The 22,804-nt window shown below is 69.4% G+C and carries 19 protein-coding genes and 1 pseudogene; 8 read left to right on the top strand and 12 right to left on the bottom strand.

The features are described from left to right. Window positions 1-18: 18 nt before the first annotated feature. On the top strand, window positions 19-1,407 hold the full coding sequence (locus tag CUJ89_RS00780; protein ID WP_114175491.1) for an L-serine ammonia-lyase: 1,389 nt from the start codon (window positions 19-21) through the stop codon (window positions 1,405-1,407). 10 nt (window positions 1,408-1,417) lie between these two features. Here CUJ89_RS00780 and CUJ89_RS00775 read toward each other — a convergent pair whose 3' ends face one another. Both CUJ89_RS00775 and CUJ89_RS00770 read right to left on the bottom strand, forming a co-directional pair. Beyond that, a complete protein-coding gene (locus CUJ89_RS00775; RefSeq protein ID WP_114175489.1) occupies window positions 1,418-1,702 on the bottom strand; it encodes a type II toxin-antitoxin system RelE/ParE family toxin in 285 nt (94 codons plus the stop codon). Next, complete coding sequence (locus tag CUJ89_RS00770; protein ID WP_114175487.1) at window positions 1,699-2,160, bottom strand: hypothetical protein; 462 nt, start codon at window positions 2,158-2,160, stop codon at window positions 1,699-1,701. The genes CUJ89_RS00775 and CUJ89_RS00770 overlap by 4 nt, the downstream gene beginning before the upstream one ends. 290 nt (window positions 2,161-2,450) lie before the next feature. Between CUJ89_RS00770 and CUJ89_RS00765 the strand changes: the two genes are divergently transcribed. Then, window positions 2,451-4,154, top strand: coding sequence for a thiamine pyrophosphate-binding protein (locus CUJ89_RS00765; RefSeq protein WP_114175485.1), 1,704 nt, complete (start codon window positions 2,451-2,453; stop codon window positions 4,152-4,154). After that, a complete protein-coding gene (locus CUJ89_RS00760; RefSeq protein ID WP_114175483.1) occupies window positions 4,151-5,245 on the top strand; it encodes an ADP-heptose--LPS heptosyltransferase in 1,095 nt (364 codons plus the stop codon). Before CUJ89_RS00765 ends, CUJ89_RS00760 begins: the two co-directional genes overlap by 4 nt. Before the next feature lie 48 nt (window positions 5,246-5,293). Here the strand turns inward: CUJ89_RS00760 and CUJ89_RS00755 are convergent, their stop codons facing one another. The 3 genes from CUJ89_RS00755 to CUJ89_RS00745 form a co-directional block, all read right to left on the bottom strand. Beyond that, on the bottom strand, window positions 5,294-6,328 hold the full coding sequence (locus tag CUJ89_RS00755) for a helix-turn-helix domain-containing protein (RefSeq protein ID WP_114175481.1): 1,035 nt from the start codon (window positions 6,326-6,328) through the stop codon (window positions 5,294-5,296). A 205-nt stretch (window positions 6,329-6,533) separates the two neighbouring features. After that, window positions 6,534-7,076 (bottom strand): hypothetical protein, encoded by a 543-nt coding sequence (locus tag CUJ89_RS00750; protein ID WP_114178440.1) that lies wholly within the window; start codon window positions 7,074-7,076, stop codon window positions 6,534-6,536. Window positions 7,077-7,348: 272 nt separating this feature from the next. Then, complete coding sequence (locus CUJ89_RS00745) at window positions 7,349-8,875, bottom strand: aldehyde dehydrogenase family protein (protein ID WP_114175480.1); 1,527 nt, start codon at window positions 8,873-8,875, stop codon at window positions 7,349-7,351. A gap of 331 nt (window positions 8,876-9,206) precedes the next feature. Between CUJ89_RS00745 and CUJ89_RS00740 the strand changes: the two genes are divergently transcribed. Beyond that, the gene (locus CUJ89_RS00740; RefSeq protein WP_415859031.1) at window positions 9,207-9,635 is read left to right on the top strand and encodes a pyridoxamine 5'-phosphate oxidase family protein; all 429 of its coding nucleotides are present in this window, start codon (window positions 9,207-9,209) and stop codon (window positions 9,633-9,635) included. Window positions 9,636-9,734: 99 nt separating this feature from the next. Here the strand turns inward: CUJ89_RS00740 and CUJ89_RS00735 are convergent, their stop codons facing one another. Beyond that, window positions 9,735-11,348, bottom strand: coding sequence for an MFS transporter (locus tag CUJ89_RS00735; RefSeq protein ID WP_114175478.1), 1,614 nt, complete (start codon window positions 11,346-11,348; stop codon window positions 9,735-9,737). 146 nt (window positions 11,349-11,494) lie between these two features. On the opposite strand from CUJ89_RS00735, the gene CUJ89_RS00730 reads away from it, so the two are divergent. Further along, on the top strand, window positions 11,495-12,379 hold the full coding sequence (locus tag CUJ89_RS00730; RefSeq protein WP_114175476.1) for a LysR family transcriptional regulator: 885 nt from the start codon (window positions 11,495-11,497) through the stop codon (window positions 12,377-12,379). A 30-nt stretch (window positions 12,380-12,409) separates the two neighbouring features. Here CUJ89_RS00730 and eutC read toward each other — a convergent pair whose 3' ends face one another. The 4 genes from eutC to CUJ89_RS00710 form a co-directional block, all read right to left on the bottom strand. Beyond that, on the bottom strand, window positions 12,410-13,201 hold the full coding sequence (gene eutC, locus CUJ89_RS00725; RefSeq protein WP_114175474.1) for an ethanolamine ammonia-lyase subunit EutC: 792 nt from the start codon (window positions 13,199-13,201) through the stop codon (window positions 12,410-12,412). Beyond that, window positions 13,198-14,595, bottom strand: coding sequence for an ethanolamine ammonia-lyase subunit EutB (locus CUJ89_RS00720; RefSeq protein WP_114175472.1), 1,398 nt, complete (start codon window positions 14,593-14,595; stop codon window positions 13,198-13,200). The genes eutC and CUJ89_RS00720 overlap by 4 nt, the downstream gene beginning before the upstream one ends. Window positions 14,596-14,694: 99 nt before the next feature. Continuing rightward, window positions 14,695-16,107, bottom strand: coding sequence for an ethanolamine permease (eat, locus tag CUJ89_RS00715; protein WP_114175470.1), 1,413 nt, complete (start codon window positions 16,105-16,107; stop codon window positions 14,695-14,697). Between the two features lie 243 nt (window positions 16,108-16,350). Next, the gene (locus CUJ89_RS00710; RefSeq protein ID WP_114175468.1) at window positions 16,351-17,814 is read right to left on the bottom strand and encodes a mechanosensitive ion channel; all 1,464 of its coding nucleotides are present in this window, start codon (window positions 17,812-17,814) and stop codon (window positions 16,351-16,353) included. Between the two features lie 199 nt (window positions 17,815-18,013). Between CUJ89_RS00710 and CUJ89_RS00705 the strand changes: the two are divergent. Beyond that, window positions 18,014-18,631: pseudogene (locus tag CUJ89_RS00705) on the top strand (AraC family transcriptional regulator); the annotation flags it as partial. Window positions 18,632-18,690: 59 nt separating this feature from the next. On the opposite strand, the gene CUJ89_RS00700 reads toward CUJ89_RS00705, so the two are convergent. After that, window positions 18,691-19,056 (bottom strand): zinc ribbon domain-containing protein, encoded by a 366-nt coding sequence (locus CUJ89_RS00700; RefSeq protein WP_114175464.1) that lies wholly within the window; start codon window positions 19,054-19,056, stop codon window positions 18,691-18,693. Between the two features lie 10 nt (window positions 19,057-19,066). Beyond that, complete coding sequence (locus CUJ89_RS00695; RefSeq protein WP_114175462.1) at window positions 19,067-21,619, bottom strand: heavy metal translocating P-type ATPase; 2,553 nt, start codon at window positions 21,617-21,619, stop codon at window positions 19,067-19,069. A gap of 81 nt (window positions 21,620-21,700) precedes the next feature. Between CUJ89_RS00695 and cadR the strand changes: the two genes are divergently transcribed. After that, a complete protein-coding gene (cadR, locus tag CUJ89_RS00690; RefSeq protein WP_011546785.1) occupies window positions 21,701-22,132 on the top strand; it encodes a Cd(II)/Pb(II)-responsive transcriptional regulator in 432 nt (143 codons plus the stop codon). A gap of 68 nt (window positions 22,133-22,200) precedes the next feature. Further along, window positions 22,201-22,773 carry a PadR family transcriptional regulator gene (locus CUJ89_RS00685; RefSeq protein WP_114175460.1) on the top strand — a complete coding sequence of 191 codons (573 nt, stop codon included), beginning with the start codon at window positions 22,201-22,203 and terminating at the stop codon, window positions 22,771-22,773. Window positions 22,774-22,804 lie beyond the last annotated feature (31 nt).

Below are 22,804 nucleotides of genomic sequence, written 5' to 3'. Positions count from 1 at the left end.
AGCAAGGCAGGTATCGAAATGGCAGTCAGCGTGTTTGACCTCTTCAAGATCGGCATTGGTCCGTCCAGCTCGCATACGGTCGGGCCGATGCGCGCGGCGCTGATGTTCGTCCAGGGCCTCGAGCGCGACGGGCTGCTCGATGCGACGGCCCACGTGAAGGTCGAGCTGTACGGCTCGCTCGGCGCGACCGGCAAGGGCCACGGCACCGACCGCGGCGTGATGCTCGGCCTGCTCGGCGACGCGCCCGACACCGTCGATCCCGACACGATCGACGCGCGGCTCGACGCCGTGCGCAAGTCGAAGACGCTCGCGCTGCTCGGCACGCATCCGGTGCCGTTCGTGCTGAAGGACAACATCGCGTTCTACCGCCAGGCGCTGCCCGAGCACCCGAACGGGATGAAGCTGCGCGCGAGCGACGCGAACGGCGCGGTGCTGGTCGAACGCACGTACCTGTCGGTCGGCGGCGGCTTCGTCGTGACGGCCGGCGCGCCGAACACGAAGGTGCTGAGCGCGGCCGAGCAGATGACGCACCCGTTCCGTACCGGCGCGGAGTTGCTCGCGCTGACGGAATCGACCGGCAAGTCGATCGCGCAACTGATGTGGGAAAACGAGCGCGCGTGGCATAGCGAGGAAGAAACGCGCGACGGGCTGCTGAAGATCTGGGCCGTGATGCAGTCGTGCGTGTCGCGCGGCTGCGGGATCGGCAACCCGGACGCCGAAGGCAACCTGCCCGGCCCGTTCCAGGTCAAGCGCCGCGCGCCGCAACTGTATCGCGCGCTGACCGCCAACCCGGAGCGCGCGCTGCAGGATCCGCTGTCGATGATCGACTGGATCAACCTGTACGCGATCGCGGTCAACGAGGAAAACGCAGCCGGCGGGCGCGTCGTCACCGCGCCGACCAACGGCGCGGCCGGCATCATCCCGGCCGTGCTGCACTACTACACGCGCTTCACGCCCGGCGCGAACGAGCAGGGCGTGATCGATTTCCTGCTGACGGCCGCCGCGATCGGCATTCTCTACAAGCTCAACGCGTCGATCTCGGGCGCGGAAGTCGGCTGCCAGGGCGAAGTGGGCGTCGCCTGCTCGATGGCGGCCGGCGCACTCGCGGCGGTGCTCGGCGGCACGCCACACCAGGTCGAGAACGCGGCCGAGATCGGCATGGAACACAACCTCGGCCTGACCTGCGACCCGGTCGGCGGGATGGTGCAGATCCCGTGCATCGAGCGCAACGCGATGGCGTCGGTGAAGGCCGTCAACGCGGCGCGCATGGCGCTGCGCGGCGACGGCTCGCACTATGTGTCGCTCGACTCCGTGATCAAGACGATGCGCGAAACGGGCGCCGACATGAAGACGAAGTACAAGGAAACGTCGCGCGGCGGGCTGGCGGTGAATATCGTCGAGTGCTGAACGCGACGCATCACGGCCACTGCCGCCGCGCATGCAAGACGCGGAGGATCTCCACGATGCCGTCGGCCGGTCGGATGCGATACACGAGTATATAGTTCGGCGCGACCACCAACTCGCGCGTGCCCGCCACGCGCCCTTGCCGGTACAGCTCAGCGTGCGCCGGCAATGTCGCGGCCCGCTCCTCCAGCAACTCGTCCAGTTCGAGCGCGGCCAGCGGGTCGTCGTGGCCGATGTAGTCCATGATCGCGGCGCGATCCTCGCACGCCTTCGGATGCCAGTGCAGCGCGAGGGTCAAGCAGCCTTACCCCGCTTGCCCGCGATCCGTTGGCGCAGCGCGGCGCGGCGCGACGCAAGCCCGGCCCTGACCTCGGCATCGGGAACCGACGGGCGCGGGTCGTCCAGCGCCTGCTGCACCTGATCGCGGAACCAGCGATCGTGGGCGGCCGCTTCGTGGGCCGCTTTCAACGCGGCCGCGCGATCGGGCCGGGTCGCCCCTCCAGCCGCATCCGGGTCGAAATCCGATGCGTCCACGTCGAACCGGCTGATGCCGATATCGCGCAGAAAACTGACCAGCGTTTCAAAACGGCGGAACACGCGCACATCGCCGCGCTTGGCCGACAGGAATCGTTCGTTCGCGCCGCAGCGGGCCGAAACGGCCCAGCCGTTGCCGCAGCCGACCACGCGCGCGGCGCGCACGGCGCCGGCTTCGACGAGCTGGACGAGCGTCTTCTGATCGATCGTTTCGGTTGCCATGATGATCCTCGATCCCGTTAGTCATTCCGGGAAATTTTACTATTGAACAGCCACCCATTTTATTGTTATTTGGTCACACGGCATCGGTGAGCGAAATGCGTGTTCGACTCGACATCCGAAGCGCTCACTTTTCACCGTCGGGCGATCGCGCACAAGCTATCCTTTCGGCCAGCCGGAACTGACGAACACGGCAGACGCGCCGCCCGGCCCAGCCCCGCGCTCCGGCACCTTTCACCGCCCCGCCAACGGGCGTAAGCTGTACGTCCCGTTACCCAGGGAGACGGCAGCCCATGTCGCATTCCAAGGATCTCGAGCCGCGCGCCACCACCGGTGCGCGACTGCTCGTCGATGCGTTGCTCGCCAATCACGTCGAACGCGTGTTCTGCGTGCCGGGCGAGAGCTTCCTCGCCGTACTCGATGCGCTGGCGGACGACACCGCGCGCATCCAGACGATCGTGTGCCGCCACGAGGCGGCCGCCGCGAACATGGCCGAGGCCGTCGGCAAGCTGACCGGCCGCCCGGGCATCGCGTTCGTCACGCGCGGGCCCGGCGCGACCCACGCGTCGATCGGCGTGCATACCGCGTTCCAGGATTCGACGCCGATGATCCTGTTCGTCGGCCAGTGCGCGCGCGAGCACCTCGACCGCGAAGCCTTCCAGGAAATCGACTACCGCCGGATGTTCGGCCAGATGGCGAAATGGGTCGCGCAGATCGACGACCCGCGCCGCATCCCCGAATATCTGAGCCATGCGTTCCACGTCGCGACGTCCGGCCGTCCCGGGCCGGTCGTGCTCGCGCTGCCGGAGGACGTGCTGTCCGAAGCGTGCGCGGCGCAACCCGCCGTGCCGGCTGCGAAGCGCGTCGCGGCCGCGCCGTCGGCCGCGCAGTTGGACGAGCTGCGCGAGCGGCTCGCGCGCGCGGAACGGCCGTTCGCGATCGTCGGCGGCAGCGGCTGGACGCCCGACGCGTGCGCGAACCTGCGCACCTTCGTCGAGCGCTGGCAACTGCCGGTCGCGTGCGCGTTCCGTTACCAGGACACGATCGACAACGCGCATCCGAACTACGCGGGCGACGTCGGGCTCGGGATCAACCCCGCGCTCGCGAAGCGCATCCGCGACGCCGACCTGCTGCTCGTGCTCGGGCCGCGCCTCGGCGAAGCGACGACCAACGGCTACACGCTGCTCGACATCCCGAAGACGCGCCAGACGCTGATCCACGTGCATCAGGGCGCGGACGAACTCGGCCGCGTCTATGCGGCCGACCTGCCGATCGTATCGGGGATGCCCGAGATTGCCGCGCCGCTCGCCGCGCTCGACCCGCCGGCGCAACCGGCCTGGGCCGGCACGGCCGCCGACGCGCATCGCGCGTACCGCGAATGGCATGCGCCGCTGCCGATGCCCGGCGACGTCCAGCTCGGCGACGTGATGGTGCAATTGCGCGAGCGGCTGCCGCACGACGCGATCCTGACCAACGGCGCCGGCAACTATGCGATCTGGCTGCATCGCCACTTCGCGTACCGGCACTTCCGCTCGCAGCTCGCGCCGACGAGCGGCGCGATGGGCTACGGGATTCCGGCCGCGCTCGCGGCGAAGTCGCTGTACCCGTCGCGCGCCGTCGTCGCGCTCGCAGGCGACGGCTGCTTCATGATGGCCGGCAACGAGCTCGCGACCGCGATGCAGTACGGGCTGAACATCGTCGCGATCGTCGTCAACAACGGGCATTTCGGTACGATCCGCATGCATCAGGAGCGCAACTATCCGGGGCGCGTGCACGGCACGGGGCTCACGAATCCCGATTTCGCCGCATATGCGCGCGCATTCGGCGCGCATGGCGAGACGGTCGAGCGCACCGCCGATTTCGCGCCCGCGCTCGAGCGCGCGCTGACCTGCGGGCTGCCCGCACTGATCGAGATCCGCATCCCGCAGGACGCCAGCACGCCAGCCGCGACGCTCGAACAGATCCGCGAGCAGGGCCGCCGCGCGCGCGGCGGATGACGATGGAGATGCGCATCGCGCCGCCCGGCGCCCCGCTGTCGCACGACGACGCGCTCGTGCTCCCCGGCACGCTGCTCGCGCCGGACGGCACGCTCGTCGCACCCTACGACATCGAACACGGCAATGCCCGCGCCGTCGGCCACGTACCGGCCGCGGCTGCGCTCGGGCTGCTGCACGCGGCGCACCAGCCGTTCCGGCTCGACTACGACCGCGCGCAGCATGTGCACGTGATCAACGGGATGGGTGTCACGCTCGGCGATTCGGTGATCGGGCTGAGCGCGCTCGCGGCGCTGCGCGCAGCGCACACGGGCCTGCGCTTCACGCTGTACCGGCCGGCCCGCGCGCCGCGCTATGTGGATGCGCTGTATGCGCTCGCGGCCGATGTCGTCGCGCCGTCGCGCGCGCTGCCGTGCCCCGTCGCAGCGCTGCCCCCGGACTTGCCGTGCATCGACATCGGCAATCACCTGTACTGGCCCGCGTTCGCACGGCTGCCGATGATCGATTTCTTCCTCGATGCGCTCGGCGTCGACCCGGCCACCGTGCCGGCTGCCGCGAAGCGCAACCGCTGGCTCGCGCGACTGCCGCTGCCCGCGCTGCCGGCCGCATGGCAGCGGCCGTACGTGCTGTTCTGCCCGAACGCGAGCACGGCGGTGCGCAGCGTGCCGCCGGCGCTGCGCGCGGCGTTCGTGGAGCAGCTCGCGCAACGCTACGGGCTGCCGGTGGTCGGGTTCGGTCCGGTTGCGCATCCGGCCTACGTCGACGTGAGCGGCGACGCGGCCGACACCGCGCGGTTCATTGCATGGGTCAAGGGCGCAAGCCTGCTGTTCGCACCCGACACGGCCGCGCTGCATCTTGCCGACGGGTTCGACGTGCCGACGCTCGCGTGCTTCACGACGATCGGGCCGGCGCTGCGCGTGCGCGACTATCCGCATTGCGTGCCGGTCGCGCTCGACGTGCCGGCCGAATTGCACGGGCTGCATCGCAGCGAGCATCCGGACGATCTCGCGGCAGTCGAAGCCGCGTATCGCGCGATCGACTGGGACGCGCTCGCTTGGCCGGCGCCGCGCGAAACGGCGGCAACGACCGGATAAGGAAACAGCACGCGGCAGCGAACCGGACGGCCGCAGGCACCGCCCTCGTCACCCCGCCGCCACCCTCACCGTGCGATCGCGCAGCGTTTCCGACGGCCGCTTGCCGAACAGCCGCCGGTAATCGGTCGCGAACTGGCTGAGATGCCAGAAGCCCCACGCCTCCGCGACATCCTGCACCGAGCCGGCCGCGCGGCCGCACAGATCGCGCCGCGCGCCGTTCAGACGCAGCGTACGCAGATAGGTCGCGGGCGCCATCCCGAGCACGTCCTGGAAGCAGTACTGCAGCGTGCGCCGGCTGACGAGCAACTGCTCGCACAGCTCGGGCACGCCGACCGGGCGCGTGCGGTGCGCGAGCACATAGTCGCGCGCCTGTCCGACGATCCAGCGGCGCGTCGACGGCGCACGGCCGGCGCCGTCGTCGGCCGGTTGCGCGCACGCATCGAACAGCGCGGCCAGCACCTCGGCCTGCAGGTCGTCGCGCTGCGCATCGGGCAGCGGGCCGGCCATGGTCACCGCGCCATCGAGCCGGCGGCCGAGCAGCGCGCACAGGCGCGCGAGCCGCGCATCGCCGACCTGCATCACGCACTGCGTGAACAGCCGCTCGTCGAGCGCACTACGTTCGACCTCCTCCGCATAACGGCGCAACACGTCGCCGCGCACGACCACGCCGTAGATCGAGAACTGCGCCGGCGTCACCAGTTCGAATTCGACGTTGCCGGGCCGGAACGCAAGCGCGCCGGGCCCGATGCGGCACGCATCGACGCGCGCCGTGCCGTCGCACACGAGCGGGATGCCGAACCAGTACGCATCGCCGCGCACCTCGCACGCCTGGCGCAGCAGGTGGCTCGTCGATTCGCGAAACAGCTTCATCGTGTCGAGCGGCAGCTCGGTCAGCGTGCCGACGAAGCGGCCGGCCGCGAGCTGGTCGTAGGTTTGCCGCCAGCCGATCAGGTTGCGCGCCTGCTCGTCGGCGTCGTGCGCAACGCTGACGACGGCCTGCCCGGCCAGCGCGTCGTCGCCCTGCGCGTTGCGCCGCGTGTCTTCAGCCGTCGTTTCTTCGATACACGCCACGTGTTGATCCATCGTGTCCTCCCTCACCTGCCCGGAACCGCGCCTGTCACGCAAATCCCGTGCCGAACCGCGCGGCCCGGCAACAAGCCCGTCATTCCACACGGCCCGGCCGGCGCGCGCCATGCGTGCGCACCCGGACGCGGCGTGTCGCGCACGCTGCCGGTGCGATACGCGCGACGACCGCACAGGCCCGCCGCCGGCGGCTACCGACTACCGGCTACCTGGCCTGCTTCAGCCGTACGACCCGCGTGCCGCAATTGCCGTACGCCTGCGCGACCGCCAGCTCGACGATCGCGCTGCCGGCCGGCCAGGGCGCCGCGTCCGCTTTCCGCAGATCGGCACGCAGCGTTGCGCGACCGTTGATCCGGTAGCGGATGCCACGCACGAAATCGACGAACAGCAACCCGACACCGCTGCCGTCGCACGCTGCCGTGTCGATCCGGCCGCCGTCGCCATGCACGGGCAACGCGAACCGCAGCGTCTTCGTGTCGATCACGCAGACGACGGGCAGCAGATCGCCGTTCGCGTCGCGCAGGCTCTGCACGATGTCGCAGGTCACGGGTGCGCGTGAGCCGCATGCGGTGCCGACGAACATGAACGGCTGCGACTCGACGAACTGCCGCACGCCGATGCTCAGCCGCGTCGTCACGACGTTGCTCATCCGCTCGGCTTCGTCGACGACGCCGAAGCGGTGATGCGCATCGAGTTCGCCCGCGTGGAATACGGCGTGGCGCGGCAAGGATCGGGGCTGTTCTGCCATGCTGGTGTCTGTCGCATGCATCGGCGCACCATGCCGCCGCGAACGCGCGGCTGCCGGTATCGTTTCCGGCGCAGGCCGCGACGATGCGCGGCCTGCGCCGGGTGTCGGATGTCGGATGTCGCAGTCGAAAATGGCGAAGTGCCGGATGACCGGCGGCGGCGCATCGCACCCACGCGTGCGCCGCTCGCGTCACCGCCGAAAACCGGCAACCGGACCGGCCGGCATTGCTCTGCCGACCGGCCGGCCCCGGCGCTTCGCCACCGTGTCGGCGATCAGAAGAACCCGAGCGCCTCGGCCTGGTAGCTGACCAGCAGGCACTTCGTCTGCTGATAGTTCGACAGCGCCATCTTGTGCGTCTCGCGGCCGATCCCCGACTGCTTGTAGCCGCCGAACGCCGCGTGCGCGGGGTACAGGTGGTAGCAGTTGGTCCACACGCGGCCGGCCTCGACCTCGCGGCCCATCCGGTACGCACGCGTGCCGTTGCGCGTCCACACGCCCGCACCGAGCCCGTAGAACGTATCGTTCGCGAGTTCGATCGCGTCCTGCTCGTCCTTGAACGTCATCACCGACGCAACCGGCCCGAAGATCTCTTCCTGGAACACGCGCATCTTGTTGTTGCCGAGCAGCATCGTCGGTTTCACGTAGTAGCCCGTGCCGAGTTCGGCGGCCGGCGCCGTGCGTTCGCCGCCCGTCAGGCATTGCGCGCCTTCGCCGCGACCGATGTCGATGTACGACAGGATCTTGTCGAGCTGCTGCTGCGACGCCTGCGCACCGATCATCGTCTGCAGGTCGAGCGGGTGGCCGGCCTTGATACGCTCGACGCGCGCGACGGCCTTCTCGATGAAGCGTTCGTAGATCGATTCCTGGATCAGGATGCGCGACGGGCACGTGCACACTTCGCCCTGGTTCAGCGCGAACATCGCGAGCCCTTCGAGCGCCTTGTCGAGGAACGCGTCGTCCTGGTCGAGCACGTCGGCGAAGAAGATGTTCGGGCTCTTGCCGCCGAGTTCGACCGTCGACGGGATCAGGCTGTCGGCCGCCGCACGCAGGATGTGCTTGCCGACCGGCGTCGAGCCCGTGAACGCGATCTTCGCGATCCGCTTGCTGGTCGCGAGCGCTTCGCCCGCTTCCTTGCCGAAGCCGTTCACGATGTTGATCGTGCCGGCCGGGAACAGGTCGCCGATCAGTTCCATCAGCACGAGTACCGACGCGGGTGTCTGCTCGGCCGGCTTCATCACGACGCAGCAGCCGGCCGCGAGCGCCGGCGCGAGCTTCCACGCGGCCATCAGCAGCGGGAAGTTCCACGGGATGATCTGCCCGACGACGCCGAGCGGATCGTGAAAATGGTACGCGACGGTGTTGTCGTCGATTTCGGAGATGCCGCCTTCCTGCGCGCGGATGCAGCCCGCGAAGTAGCGGAAGTGGTCGACGGCGAGCGGCAGGTCGGCCGCCATCGTCTCGCGCAGCGGCTTGCCGTTGTCGATCGTCTCGGCCACGGCCAGCAGCTTCAGGTTCTTTTCCATCCGGTCGGCGGCGGCGAGCAGCAGGTTCGCGCGCTCGGCCACGGACGTCTTGCCCCACTTGCGCCGCACGGCATGCGCGGCGTCGAGCGCCAGCTCGATATCGTCGGCGCCCGAGCGCGGCACGCGGCAGAACGGCTGGCCGTTGATCGGCGACACGTTCTCGAAATACTCGCCCTTCACCGGCGCCACCCACTTGCCGCCGATGTAGTTGTCGTACTGCTGACGGTACGGGTATTCGACGTCGAGGCCCAGTTGCTTCAGGTCAAACGGGTTCATACATGTCTCCTGTTCATCGTGCTTGTGTAAGTACAGCGCCGGTTGGATCGCGCTGTACCCGTTTACGCAACATGCGTGCCAAACAGGACGGGAGCGGCACGGAAGCACCGCGACCGAGGCCGGCCCGGGTGCGCGTCGTGCCGTGTTCACGCACGCAGCACGGCGGGTGTGCCGATTCTGAACACCGTGATTGCGCAGCGGCGTGGCCGGTGTCCGGATTTTTCACAGTGCGCCCACCGGGCGGCACGGGCAGCCGGGCAGCGACGCGTGGCATGTCGCTTGCGTGCGAATCGTGCATCCACACGCAGCGGCGTTCGCGCCGGCCGATTCCATGAGCGACCACGGCCCCCTGACCGACGACGCCATCGCGTTCATCCGCGAGCAGGCGTTCCTGATCGTCGCGACCGCCGACGCGGCCGGCGACAGCGACTGCTCGTACCGCGGCCGCCAGCCGCGCGCCGACGGCTCGTTCGCGCCGCTCGTCGACATCCCCGACCGCCGCACGCTCGTGCTGCCCGACTTCGCGGGCAACAACCTGTTCAACACGATCGGCAACCTGCTCGTGAATCCGGCCATCGCGCTGCTGTTCGTCGATTTCGTGCGCCAGACGACCTGGCTCGTGCAGGGTCGCGCGACGATCGACGAGGAGACGGGAAGCCGCGCGCACCTGTGGCCCGACGCACGGCGCCATGTGGTGATCGCGGTGGAACGGGCGCAGGCGCGGGCGGATGCGGCGCTGCCGCCGCTCGTCCTGGCGTGATGCGATGGGCGGATCGTCAGCGTGCGAGTGCGGTCATGACGACATGCAACGGCGCGCCGGCTGCCATGGCCGAAGCGCTCGTGCGCGACGACGCGACGCTCATCGCCCGTGCGTGTCCACACAGGCCGGTTCGACCCGGCTGCGCGCGGGCAGGTCGGCATGCGCATGCCCGTCCGCGTCGTCGCCCGCTTCGGCCGCCGCCGGCCGCCGGCCGAGAAACACGAACACCACCACCGCACACAGCACCGTGACGACGGCCAGCCCGGTCAGCAGCCGGTCGAACGCATGCGTGTAGCTCGCGAGCAGCGCCGCGTGGCCGACACCCGGCAGCGCAGCCGCCGCGCCCGCGAGATCGCCGGTCGCGAGCCGCGCGGCCGCACGCAGCGTCGCGTCGGGCGTGCCGGCGGCGCCGGCTGCCTGCCGTAGCCCCGTCTGCGCGAGCGCGGCCAGCACCGCGCCGACGATCGCGAGCGCGATCCCCTCGCCGGCCACGCGCGTCGTGCTGAAGATCCCCGTCGCCATCCCTGCACGCTCCTTCGGCACGACGCTCACCGACAGCCCGTCCATCAGCCCCCACGGCATGCCGGCCCCGACCCCGATCGCGAGCATCGGCGCGATCGCCGCGGGCCCCGCGCCGCCGCGCAGCGCGACGCCCAGCCACACGAGGCCGGCCGCCGCGATCATCAGCCCGAGTCCCGAGATCACGCCGGCCGACAGCCAGCGCATGAGCGTCGCCGCGACGAGCGGCACGACCAGCATCGGTGCGGAGATCGCGAGCATCAGCCAGCCGGCGTCGATTTCACTGAAGCCGTCGATGCCGATGAAGCGCAGCGGCAGCACGACGAGCAGCACGATGTAGCAGCAGCAGGTCGATACCGGCAGCACCTGCACGCCGACGAAGCGCGCGATGCGGAACAGCGACAGGTCGAGCATCGGCCGCGCGACGCGCATCTCGATCGTCGCGAACGCGCATGCGCCGAGCGCCGCGCCGGCCAGCAGCGCGATCACGAGCGCGCTGGTCCAGCCGCGCGCGGGCGCCTCGATCACGCCGAACGTGAACAGCGTCAGCGCGGCGGTGAACGCGGCCGTGCCGGGCCAGTCGAGCCCCGTCGCGTGCGGGTCGCGCGACTCGTGCATGCGCGGCAGCCCGAACCCGAGCGACAGCACGCCCGCCACCGCGCTCGTCACGAAGATCGCGCGCCAGCCGTAATGCCCGATCAGGCCGCCGGCGAGCACAGGCCCGAACGCGAGCCCGATCCCGAACGTCGTGCCGAGCAGGCTGAACGCGCGCGTGCGCGCCGCGCCGTCGAATTCCTGTGCGAGCGCCGCCGTGCCGCCCGCGAGCGCAGCCGCCGCCGCGAGCCCTTGCGCGGCACGCAGCAGATCGACCGCGAGCATCGACGGCGCGAACGCGAGCGCGACCGACATCAGCGTGAAGCCGCCGACGCCGATCGCGAACAGGCGCTTGCGGCCGAACTGGTCGGCCAGCGCGCCCGCCGCCATCAGGAAGCTGCCGAACGCGAGCATGAACGCATTGGTGATCCAGTTCATCGCGACCGGGCCGCCGTGCAGGTCGCGGCCGATCGCCGGCGTCGCGACCGCGCCGCCCGAAAACGACAGCGGCAGCGCGACGGCGGCCATGCAGACGGCGGCCAGCACCCACGCGCGCCGGCGCGCCGACATGGCTGAAGCAGCTGAAAACGGGTGATCCATCATCGCTCCTCGAAAAGCCGGCGCGGATGCGCCGTCAGAGCGACAGAAGATAAATCCGATTCAATCCGCGAAAAACCACGCGAAGTTCCACATATAACGGACTAAAATTCCGCAATTCATCCAACCATCCGCCTTGGCCAACCTCGATGGAGAACCTGACCGGCATCGTCGCCTTCGTTCGCACCGCCGAAGCACTGAGCTTCGTCGCGGCCGGCCGCGCGCTCGGCATCTCGGCGTCGGCGGTCGGCAAGACGATCGCGAAACTCGAGCAGTCGCTCGGCGTGCGGCTGTTCAACCGCACGACGCGGCGCGTCACGCTGACCGACGAGGGCCGGCATTTCCACGAACGCTGCCAGCGGATCCTCGCAGATTTTCGCGATGCGGAAGCGACCGTGACGGCATCGGCGCAGCGCCCGCGCGGCAAGCTGCGCGTGAGCCTGCCGGTGATCGGCTACCGCTTCCTGCTGCCCGTGCTGCCCGAATTCCGGCAGCGCTATCCGGACGTCGAGCTCGATCTCGATTTCAACGACCGGATGGTCGACGTCGTCGAAGGCGGCTTCGACGCGGTGATCCGCAGCGGCCCGCTGTCCGATTCGCGCCTGATGTCGCGGCGGCTCGGCCCGTTCGCGTTCGTGCTGTGCGCAACGCCCGCCTATCTTGCGCAGGCCGGCACGCCGCGCACGCCGCGCGATCTCGAAGCGCACGAATGCGTGCGCTACTGCTTCCCGACCACCGGCAAGCTGCAGGACTGGGCGCTCGCGGCCGACGACGGCACGCCGCTGAAGCTGCGCACGGCGATGACCTGCAACAACATGGAAGCGCTGCGCGGCACCGTGCTCGCCGGGCTCGGCATCGGCTACATGCCCGACTTCCTCGCGCGCGACGCGCTCGAACACGGCGCGCTCGTCACCGTGCTCGACGCCTACCGGATCGCGCCGGGGCAGTTCTCGATCGTGTGGCCGTCGAGCCGGCAGTTGTCGCCGAAGCTGCGCGTGTTCGTCGATTTTCTGTGCGAGCGGCTGTTCAAGTAGCCCGCCGGCACGCCGTCGCGCGCCGCCCGGTCACGCCGCCCCGATCCGCTCCGCTTCATCCGGCGGCAGCAGCGCGTCGCTGTCGTCCTTCAGCGCGACGCCCGTCAGCCCGAGCCGGCGCGCGTGCGTCATCAGGTAATGCAGCTTGTGCGCGGCGGCCGCGTGCGGCAGCCCTTCGGGCCGCACGTTCGAGATGCAGTTGCGCAGCGCGTCGTGGCAGCCGACCTTCGGCGCCCACGTCAGGTACACGCCGAGGCTGTCGGGCGAGCTGAGCCCCGGCCGTTCGCCGATCAGCATTGCGACGACCTTCGCGCGCAGCAGCTCGCCGATCTCGTCGCCGAGCGCGACGCGCGCCTGCGTCGCCACCACCACCGGGCCGATCCGCCAGCCGTCCGCGTCGAGCCGCGGCCGCACGGCCTGCAGCAGCGGCAGCGCCTGCTTCGCGGCCGCGAACGCCGACAGCCCGTCGCCGACCACGAACACGACGTCGGGCGCATCGTCGAGCGCCGCGCCGTAGCCGGCCAGCAGCGCGCGCCCTTCGTCGGACAGCGTGCGGCCGAGGTCGGGCCGACGCAGGTAATGCTGGCGATCGGGCGCGGCGCTCTGCACGCCGAGCGTCGCGAAGCCGGCCGCGTCGAGCTCGCGCCGCAGCGCATCCGCGTCGAGCGGCTGGTGCACCGCGTCGCGCGCCTGGGCGTGCGACAGGTTGAACGCGAGCAGCGGCGCGGTCGGCAGGCTGTTGCCCGCGCGGCCGAGCGCGATCCGCGCGTTCGTGAACGACTTGAGCTGCGCCCACGGGTTCTTTTCGACGGCGTCGCTCATGCCGAAATCCCCATCCAGTCGTTCGCGCCCGCCAGCAGCGGCACACGCGACGTCGCGGCGCGCAGCGCGCCGTGCGCGTCGGCGATCTCCATCGTCTCCAGCCACTCCTCGAACTCCGGTGCGCGGCGCAGGCCGAGCACCTCGCGCACGTAGAGCTGGTCGTGGAACGACGTGCTCTGGTAGTTCAGCATCACGTCGTCCGCGCCCGGAATCCCCATGATGAAGTTGATGCCGGCCGCGCCCAGCAGCGTGAGCAGCGTGTCCATGTCGTCCTGGTCGGCTTCCGCGTGGTTCGTGTAGCAGATGTCGCAGCCCATCGGCACGCCGAGCAGCTTCCCGCAGAAGTGATCCTCGAGCCCCGCGCGGATGATCTGCTTGCCGTCGTACAGGTATTCGGGGCCGATGAAACCGACCACCGTGTTCACGAGAAACGGCTCGAACTTGCGCGCGACCGCGTACGCGCGCACTTCGCAGGTCTGCTGGTCGACGCCGTGATGCGCGTTCGCCGACAACGCGCTGCCCTGGCCCGTTTCGAAGTACATGAGATTGTTGCCGACGGTGCCGCGCTTCAGCGACAACGCGGCCTCGCGCGCCTCGCCGAGCAGCGCGAGCGAGATCCCGAAGCTCGCGTTCGCCTTCTCGGTGCCCGCGATCGACTGGAACACGAGATCGACCGGCGCACCCTTCCCGATCGCCGCGATCGTGTTGGTCACGTGCGTGAGCACGCACGACTGCGTCGGCACGCCGTAGCGTTCGCGAAACCCGTCGATCATCGCGAGCAGCTTCACGATCGCCGCGAGGCTGTCGGTCGCCGGGTTGATGCCGATCATCGCGTCGCCGCAGCCGTACATCAGCCCGTCGAGCATCGATGCGGCGATCCCCTTCACGTCGTCGGTCGGGTGGTTCGGCTGCAGCCGAACCGACATCCGGCCGGCCAGCCCGACCGTGTTGCGAAAGCGCGTGACCACGCGGCGCTTGCGCGCGGCCGCGATCAGGTCCTGGTTGCGCATCAGCTTCGACACGGCCGCGACCATCTCGGGCGTGAGGCCCGGCGCGATCCGTTCGAGCGCGGCGCCGTCGGCCACGGGCGACAGCAGCCAGTTGCGGAAATCGCCGACGCTCAGGTGCGAGATTTCCGCGAACGCCTGCGCGTCGTGATCGTCGACGATGAGGCGCGTAACCTCGTCGTCTTCATACGGGATCACCGCTTCGTTCAGGAACGCCTTCAGCGGCACGCCCGCGAGCGCGATCTTCGCGGCGACGCGCTCCTCCTCGCTCGCCGCCGCGACGCCGGCGAGCTGGTCGCCGGAACGCAGCGGGCTCGCCTTCGCGAGCAGCGTCTTCAGGTCCGCGAAGCGGTACGTGCGCGGACCGATCGTCTCCGTGTAGGACATCGTGCGTCTCCTTGCCCATCCTTGCCCAAAGCCGACGGCGCGCCCGTTCGACGGGGCGCGCCGGATGCCGTCAGAAACGGCCCTTCACCTTCGTGCCGCTCACTCCTCCAGCAGCGCATTGCCCGGTGCGCTCGCGCGCTGCGCGCGGGTCGCGAGGAAGTACGCATAGCCGACCGCGAGAAAGCCGACGAACACCAGCGCGACCAGCCCGTTGAAATACACCATCGTACCGAGACAGACGAGCGCCGCCAGAATCGCGAATGCCGGGAAGATCGGGTACAGCGGCGCGCGGAACGGCCGCGCCATGTTCGGCTGCGAGCGGCGCAGCTTGAACAACGATGCCATGCTGACGATATACATCACGATCGCACCGAATACCGACATCGTCACGATATTCGCCGTCAGCGTCTGCCCGCCGAACTGGATCAGCTCGTCGCTGTAGATCGCCGCGATGCCGACCACGCCGCCCGCGAGGATCGCGCGATGCGGGGTCTTGAAGCGCGGATGCACCTTCCCGAGCCACTCCGGCAGGTAGCCTTCGCGGGCCAGCGCGAAGATCTGGCGCGAATAGCCGAGGATGATCCCGTGGAACGACGCGACGAGCCCGAACAGCCCGAGCCACACGAGCATGTGCATCCAGCCGCTGTTCGCGCCGACGATGTACTTCATCGCCTGCGGCAGCGGATCGTTGATGTTCGCGAGCTTGGTCCAGTCGCCTGCACCGCCGGCGAACACCATCACGCCGATCGCGAGCGCAACGAGGGTCAGGATCCCGGCCACGTAGGCGATCGGAATCGAGCGCTTCGGGTTCTTCGCTTCCTCGGCGGCCATTGCGACGCCTTCGATCGCGAGGAAGAACCAGATCGCGAACGGGATCGCCGCGAACATCCCGTGGAACGCGCCGACGCTGAAATGATCGGCGCCCGACCAGCCGCCCTTCGTGAAGTTGCTCCACGCGAAGCCCGGCGACACGACGCCCATGAACACCAGCAGCTCGAAGATCGCGAGCAGCGTGACGACCAGCTCGAAGGTCGCGGCGATCTGCACGCCGACGATGTTCAGCGCCATGAACACGAGATACGCGCCCATCGCCGCATGCTTCGGCTCGAGGCCCGGGAACTGCACGTGCAGGTAGGCGCCGATCGCGAGCGCGATCGCGGGCGGCGCGAACACGAACTCGACGAGCGTCGCCGCGCCTGCGAGATAGCCGCCCGTCGGGCCGAACGCACGGCGCGCATACGCGAACGGGCCGCCCGCGTGCGGGATCGACGTCGTCAGCTCGGTGAAGCTGAAGATGAAGGTCGTGTACATCGCCGCGACGAACAGCGCGGTGACGACGAAACCCAGCGTGCCGGCGCTCGCCCAGCCGTAGCTCCAGCCGAAGTATTCGCCGGAAATCACCAGGCCGACCGCAATACCCCACAGTTGCCAGGTCCCGAGCGTCTGCTGCAGCGCGGGCTGGCCGGACGACTTGGCGCCGGCGGCGGGCCGGCCATTCGACTCTGCTTTCATCGGACTCTCTCCTCAAAGGCGCCCGGCCTGTCGGCCTGCGCGACTGAGAATCGATGCTAGAGAGTCATTAAACGACGTGTTATCGAAATTCGGCAAAGATCGCGGCTGACATTTCGCTTGCGGAAACACCGCGCCCGGCGGCGCGCCGCATCTCGATGCGCGAGACGCGAGCGCCTGACCGGGCCTCGCCGCAGCGGGCGTCACCGGCCGCACGCAGCGGCCGGCCGCACGCGCACGGCGGTATTACTGGCCGCCGCCGCGCTGGTTGAACCAGCGGTCGAGCAGCTTGCCGGCCGCTTCGCGGCCGCCGAGGCCGAACGACAGTGCGACGGCCACCGCGATCGCGCCGAGCACGAGGCCGAACGCGAGCTGGACGATCTCGTTCGCGATGCCCATCGCGCGCAGCCCCATCGCGAACACGAGGCCGAGGATCGCGAATTGCGCGATGCGCGCAAACAGCACGCTGTGCTCGCGGTCGGCCTGCTCGATCACGCGGCGCGCGAGGCCCGCGAGCCACACGCCGATCACGAGGATCACGCCGCCCATCAGCACGTGGCCGCCGAATTCGATGAACAGCGTGACGACGTCGCGCACCTGCGAGAAACCGAGCCGGTTCGCGGCTTCGACCGACGCGAACAGCATCGCGAAGAACACGATCAGCCGCGCCACCAGCACCGACGGCTGCAGGATCCCCGAGAACACGCGCTCGACGCCGAGCACGGTCGGCAGCCCGTCGACGCCGGCGGCTTCCAGCAGCTTCTGCGCGAGCGACGCGACGAAGCGCGCGAAGTAGAACGTGACGAGCACGATCACGATCGCCGCGACGATGTCCGGCACCGCGCCGAGGAACTGGTTCAGCATGTTGGTCGCGGGGCCCGAGATCGCGTCGATCTTCAGCGCGTCGAGCGCGGAGATCAGCGTCGGCACGAACACGAACACGTAGACGATCGTGCCGACCAGGCTCGACACGCGCACAGGCGTCGGGCTGTCGAGGCGCTGCGTGAGGCGGTCGGCGCCGGCGGCGACGAGCAGGTTCGTCACCAGGCCGCGCAGCACGCGCGCGACGATCCAGCCGACGAAACCGATCACCGCGGCCGCGAACAGGTTCGGCACGATCGCCAGCAGCTTGTCGACCATCCCCTGCACGGGCGACAGCAGGCCCGACAGCGCGAACGACGCGAGAATCGCCGGCAGGAACATCAGGATCACGAGCCAGAACAGCACGTCGCCGAGATAGCCGCTCATCGGCTGCATGCCCGCGCCGTCGGACAGCTTGTCGTCGATCTTGCTGGCCTTCAACGCGCGGTTCGCGAGGCTGCGCAGCAGCGACGCGATGAGCCACGCGATCAGCGTCAGCGCCGCGCCGCCGATCAGGTTCGGCAGGTAGTTGACGATGTGCGTGACGAGCAGCGAGAACGGATTGGACACCGCGTACAGGTTGAGCACATTGAAGATGCCCACCGCGGTGACCAGCAGCACGAGCCAGAACAGGCCGCCGGCAATGATGCGCTCGACATACGCACCCTGGCCGGTGCTTTCGTTGATCCGCTGGTCGACCTTCAGCGCGCCGAGCAGGCGCAGCGCGCCGGCCCGCACCACCACGGCTATCAGCCAGCCGATCACCAGGATGCCGATCGCGCCGGCGATCTTGGGCAGGTATCCGCCTAGCGTGGCCTGCAGCGACGTGATGAAGCTGGAAGCATCCATTTCTTCTTCTCCCGAAAACGTGGCGTTGCGATTGAACATCGACGAACTACCTGCGTACTTCGAAAAACCTGCGTTGCTGCCCGAGCAACTTACCTGAGAAAAATGACGCCTTCACCCTATTTCACCGTCTTTAACTTTAGACATAGATCGCAGGGGGCGAGACCCCATTTTGCAAAAATTAAAAAGGGGCGGATTTCTCGGCGCTACGCATTTCCGCAAGATTTATCCATTCGGGCCGTGCTACCGTGACGTCGGTTCTTGCCCGGCCGATCGACAAGATTCGCGGCGCGCGGGCGCGTACCGGCCGATTTATCCGCTACGGAGTGGAGAGGAAGACATGTTCAAGCATGAAGTCGAGATCCGGCGCCTGCCGGAACTGCGCGGCTACGCGGTGGCGCACACCGGCGCGTACATGAAGGTCGGCGACGCGTTCGCGCGGATCGGCTCGTGGGTCGGGCAACACGGGCTGATCGGCCCGGGCGCGAAGATGATCGGGATCTTCTACGACGATCCGGATACGACGCCCGAAGCGCAACTGCGCGCGAAGGCCTGCTTCATGCCAGCCGACGGCGCACCGGACGTCGAGCCCGCGCCGCCGGTCGAACGCGCGACGGTATCGGGCGGCGAATACGCGGTGCTGCTGCATACGGGGCCGTATGCGGACCTGAAGACGGCCTACCAGTGGCTCTACGGCGACTGGCTGCGCCACTCGGGCCGCGAAGCCGCCGACGCGCCGCCGTTCGAGCTGTACCTCAATACGCCGATGGACGCGGCGCCGGCCGACCTGCGCACCGAGATTCATCTGCCGCTGCGCTGATCGAAGCGCCGGTGCGCCGGCCGGCGTTCATGCGCCGCCAGCGCGAATGGCCGGCACGCTTATGCGGCCTGCGTCCCGCACCCCGGACAGAAACGCGCGTCGGCAGCCAGCGCCGAGTGACAGCGGCTGCAGGCCTTGCCGCGCTGCGACGCGCCGCACTGCGCGCAGAAACGCGCATCCGCCGCATTGAGCGCGCCGCAGCCCGCGCAGGCGAGCTGGCTCGGCGGCGCATTGCCGCCCAGGCCGCCCTGACCGTCGGCCGGCGCCTGCCAGCCCCAGCCGTGGCGATCGCGGACGCGCGCATCGTGGCTGCCGTGGCCGTCCCGGCGCGGCTCGCCGTGATGCCCGCCGCCGTGGCCGCTGCTGCCCGGCCCGCCGCCATGACCACCGCCATGGCCGCCCAGGATTCGTTTCAGAAAGCTCATCGCCCGCTCCTCAACCCCTGGCCTGCGCGCCGCCGAACGCCCCGGAGGACGACAGCAGCCGCAAGCCGTTGGCCACGACGATCAGGCTCGCGCCCGCGTCGGCGAATACGGCCATCCACATCGTGCCGAGCCCCGCGACCGTCAGGCCGAGGAACACGACCTTCACGCCGAGCGCGAAGCCGATGTTCTGCACCAGCACGCGATGCGTCGCGCGCGACAGCCGCACGAACGCGGGAATCTTGCGCAGGTCGTCGTCCATCAGCGCGACGTCGGCCGTCTCGATCGCCGTGTCGGTGCCCATCGCGCCCATCGCGAAGCCGATGTCGGCGCGCGCGAGCGCCGGCGCATCGTTGATCCCGTCGCCGACCATCCCGACCGCCCCCGCGCCGCCGGCCGACAGCTCCTCGACCGCCGCGAGCTTGTCTTCCGGCAACTGGTTGCCGCGTGCGTCGTCGATGCCGGCCTGCTGCGCGATCGCCTGCGCGGTATGCGGGTTGTCGCCCGTCAGCATCGCGGTGCGGATGCCGAGCGCATGCAGATCGGCGATCGCGTCGCGACTCGTGTCCTTGATCGTGTCGGCCACCGCGAAGATGCCGAGCACGCGCGCAGCGTCGACCAGCACCACGACGCTCTTGCCCTGCCGCTCGAGCGCATCGAGCTTCGCCTCGAGCGCCGGCGAGCAGCGCTCGAGCTCCTCGACGAGCCGGTGGTTGCCGAGCCAGTAGCGCGCGCCGTCGATCGTGCCGCGCACGCCGCGCCCGACCAGTGCTTCGAAGTCCTGCACATCGGAGAATGCCGCCGTTCCAGCATCGCGGGCCGCGGCCGCGATCGCCTGCGACACCGGGTGATCCGAGCGCGCCGCAAGGCTCGCGCCGAGGTGCCGGACACGCGCCGCGTCGACGTCGGTCGCCTGCACGTCGAAGTCGGTCTGCACCGGCTTGCCGTGCGTGATCGTGCCGGTCTTGTCGAGCGCGAGCCACGCGAGCTTGCGCCCTTCTTCCAGATAGACGCCGCCCTTCACGAGAATCCCGCGCCGCGCCGCGGCCGCGAGCCCCGACACGATCGTCACGGGCGTCGAGATCACCAGCGCGCACGGGCACGCGATCACGAGCAGCACCAGCGCGCGATAGATCCAGTCGTGCCACGCGCCGCCCGCGACGAGCGGCGGCACCACCGCGACCAGCAGCGCGACCGCGAACACGATCGGCGTGTAGATGCGGGCGAACTGGTCGACGAAGCGCTGGGTCGGCGCCTTCGCGCCCTGTGCCTCCTCGACCGCGTGGATGATCCGCGCGAGCGTCGAGTTGGCCGCGACGGCCGTCACGCGGTATTCGAACGAACCCGATTCGTTGATCGTGCCCGCGTACACGGCGTCGCCGGCCGTCTTTTCGACGGGCAGGCTCTCGCCGGTGATCGGCGCCTGGTTGACCGTCGAGCGGCCCGCGACGACTTCGCCGTCCAGCCCGATCCGCTCGCCCGGCTTCACGCGCACGACCGCGCCGAGCGCGACCTGCGCGGCCTCGATCGTGCGCCACGCCCCGTCCGCGTCCTGTACGGTCGCCGTGTCCGGCGCGAGCTGCATCAGCCCCTGGATCGCATTGCGCGCCCGGTCGAGCGACTTCGCCTCGATCAGTTCTGCAATCGTGAACAGCACCATCACCATCGCGGCTTCGGGCCACTGGCCGATCGCCATCGCGCCCGTCACCGCGATGCTCATCAGCGCGTTGATGTTCAGGTTGCCGTTGCGAATCGCGATCCAGCCCTTCTTGTACGTGGTGAGCCCGCACGCGAGCACCGCCACGAGCGCGAGCGCCGCCGACAGCCACACGGGCAGGCCGGCCCAGGTCGCCCCCTCGGACGCGATCGCGGCGACGCCGGCCAGCGCCAGCGGCCACCACGGCTTCGCGGGCGCATCGGCGACACGCGGCGTCGGCGCGCCGGCCGCCGCGGCCTCGGGCGTCATCCCGAGCGTGCGGATCGCGCTTTCGATCGCCGGCTGTGCACCCGGCACGTGGTCGACGGTCAGCATCCGCTGCATCAGGTTGAATTCGAGCGCCGACACTTCGCTCATCCCGCCGAGCTTCTTGCGGATCAGCGTTTCCTCGGTCGGGCAGTCCATCTGCATGATCCGGAACGCGGAGCGCACGTGGCCCAACGCGGTCGCCTGCGCGACCGGCAGCGGCGCGAGCGCCAGCGCGGCAGGCGCGCAGCAGTCGCCGGCCGCGTGGTCGTGGTCGTGGTCGTGGTCGTGACCGGCATCGTCGTGCGCCGCGTGGCCGTGCGAGCACGCGGCGCCGTGCACATGCGCTTCGCCGTGCGCATGATCGTGATCATGGTCCGCATTACCGTGCGCGGCATGGTCGTGATCGTGCCCGTTGCTGCCGCCGTGGCTGTGATCATGGTCGTGGCCGCGCGACGCGGCCTCGCCGTGCGCGTGCTCGCCGGCCGCCGGCGCCGCGTCGGCAACGGTCGCCGTCTGCGTACCGCGCGAGTCGGCGCAGCACGTATCGGCGCCATCGGCATGACGGTGTCGTGGGTCGGGGGTACGCTGGGCGTCGGTCATGACAACCTCCTTTATGGCTTGACGGTGTAGAGTTAACACCCTGAAGCCACTACAAGGTCAACCCTTGCACGGGAGAAAGGTATGAAGATCGGCGAACTGGCCAAAGCGGCCCGCTGCACGCCCGAAACGATCCGCTTCTACGAGAAGGAGGGTCTGATGCCGGATGCCGAGCGCACCGACTCGAACTACCGCAACTACACCGACGTGCACGTCGAACGGCTGCGCTTCATCCGCAACTGCCGCGCTCTCGACATGGCGCACGACGAGATCCGCGCGCTGCTGCAGCTCACCGACACGCCGGCCGACCGCTGCGATTCGATCAATTCGTTGCTCGACGATCACATCGGACACGTCGACGCGCGCCTCGCGGAACTCACGCATCTGCGCGACCAGCTCACCGAATTGCGCCGCCAGTGCGTCGGCGAGCATTCGGTCGAGGATTGCGGAATCGTGCACGGTCTCGCGACCATGGAAACCGTTGCGCCGGCCGCGAAGCGCTCGCACCTCGGCTGAAACCCTTGTGAAATAAGATAGTCTGATCGAGAATAGTCATATTCTTACTAGGTTATTTATAACTATTCATGTCAACGAGCCGCCCGTCCCCGCTAGCGCTGGCCGTCCTCGCGACGCTCACCGAAACGCCGATGCATCCGTACGGGATGCTGCAGCAACTGAAGGCCCGCGGGTACGACGAAGTCGTCAACGTGCGGCAGCGCACGAGCCTCTACCAGACGATCGACCGGCTGCTGCGCGACGGCATGATCGCCGTGCACGACACCGAGCGCGATGGCGCCTTTCCGGAGCGCACGCTCTATGCGCTGACCGAGGCCGGGCACACGGCCGGACAAACGTGGCTGCATGCGCTGCTCGCGGAGCCCGCGCGCGAATTTCCGGCGTTCGGCGCCGGCCTCGCGTTCCTGCCGCTGCTCGACGCCGACGATGCACGGCGCCAGCTCGAGCTTCGCATCGCCCGGCTCGACGCCGAGCGCGAGCGCCTGGAAGCGCTGCGCAACGCCGCACAGGCCGAGCAGGTGCCGCGCCTGTTCCTGCTGCAGAATGAACACGCGCTCGTGCTGCTCAATGCGGAACTCGACTGGGCGCGCAGCGTCGTCGAACACCTGAAGATCGGCGCGCTGCGCTGGGTGGACGGCTGACGCGTCACGAAGGCCGGCTCCCGCCGGCAAC

The organism is Burkholderia pyrrocinia, from assembly GCF_003330765.1.
In the GTDB taxonomy this organism is placed as follows: domain Bacteria; phylum Pseudomonadota; class Gammaproteobacteria; order Burkholderiales; family Burkholderiaceae; genus Burkholderia; species Burkholderia pyrrocinia_B.
This window is presented reverse-complemented; position numbering and strand designations above follow the sequence as displayed.

Coding starts and splice junctions, on each gene's coding strand:
- CUJ89_RS00745 (WP_114175480.1), bottom strand. CDS start 8,875: ATGAACCCGTTTGACCTGAAGCAACTGGGCCTCGACGTCGAATACCCG.
- eat (WP_114175470.1), bottom strand. CDS start 16,107: ATGAAAGCAGAGTCGAATGGCCGGCCCGCCGCCGGCGCCAAGTCGTCC.
- CUJ89_RS00740 (WP_415859031.1), top strand. CDS start 9,207: ATGAGCGACCACGGCCCCCTGACCGACGACGCCATCGCGTTCATCCGC.
- CUJ89_RS00755 (WP_114175481.1), bottom strand. CDS start 6,328: ATGGATCAACACGTGGCGTGTATCGAAGAAACGACGGCTGAAGACACG.
- cadR (WP_011546785.1), top strand. CDS start 21,701: ATGAAGATCGGCGAACTGGCCAAAGCGGCCCGCTGCACGCCCGAAACG.
- CUJ89_RS00770 (WP_114175487.1), bottom strand. CDS start 2,160: ATGGCAACCGAAACGATCGATCAGAAGACGCTCGTCCAGCTCGTCGAA.
- CUJ89_RS00720 (WP_114175472.1), bottom strand. CDS start 14,595: ATGTCCTACACGGAGACGATCGGTCCGCGCACGTACCGCTTCGCGGAC.
- CUJ89_RS00735 (WP_114175478.1), bottom strand. CDS start 11,348: ATGGATCACCCGTTTTCAGCTGCTTCAGCCATGTCGGCGCGCCGGCGC.
- CUJ89_RS00695 (WP_114175462.1), bottom strand. CDS start 21,619: ATGACCGACGCCCAGCGTACCCCCGACCCACGACACCGTCATGCCGAT.
- CUJ89_RS00685 (WP_114175460.1), top strand. CDS start 22,201: ATGTCAACGAGCCGCCCGTCCCCGCTAGCGCTGGCCGTCCTCGCGACG.
- CUJ89_RS00730 (WP_114175476.1), top strand. CDS start 11,495: ATGGAGAACCTGACCGGCATCGTCGCCTTCGTTCGCACCGCCGAAGCA.
- CUJ89_RS00700 (WP_114175464.1), bottom strand. CDS start 19,056: ATGAGCTTTCTGAAACGAATCCTGGGCGGCCATGGCGGTGGTCATGGC.
- CUJ89_RS00765 (WP_114175485.1), top strand. CDS start 2,451: ATGTCGCATTCCAAGGATCTCGAGCCGCGCGCCACCACCGGTGCGCGA.
- CUJ89_RS00750 (WP_114178440.1), bottom strand. CDS start 7,076: ATGGCAGAACAGCCCCGATCCTTGCCGCGCCACGCCGTATTCCACGCG.
- CUJ89_RS00780 (WP_114175491.1), top strand. CDS start 19: ATGGCAGTCAGCGTGTTTGACCTCTTCAAGATCGGCATTGGTCCGTCC.
- eutC (WP_114175474.1), bottom strand. CDS start 13,201: ATGAGCGACGCCGTCGAAAAGAACCCGTGGGCGCAGCTCAAGTCGTTC.
- CUJ89_RS00710 (WP_114175468.1), bottom strand. CDS start 17,814: ATGGATGCTTCCAGCTTCATCACGTCGCTGCAGGCCACGCTAGGCGGA.
- CUJ89_RS00760 (WP_114175483.1), top strand. CDS start 4,151: ATGACGATGGAGATGCGCATCGCGCCGCCCGGCGCCCCGCTGTCGCAC.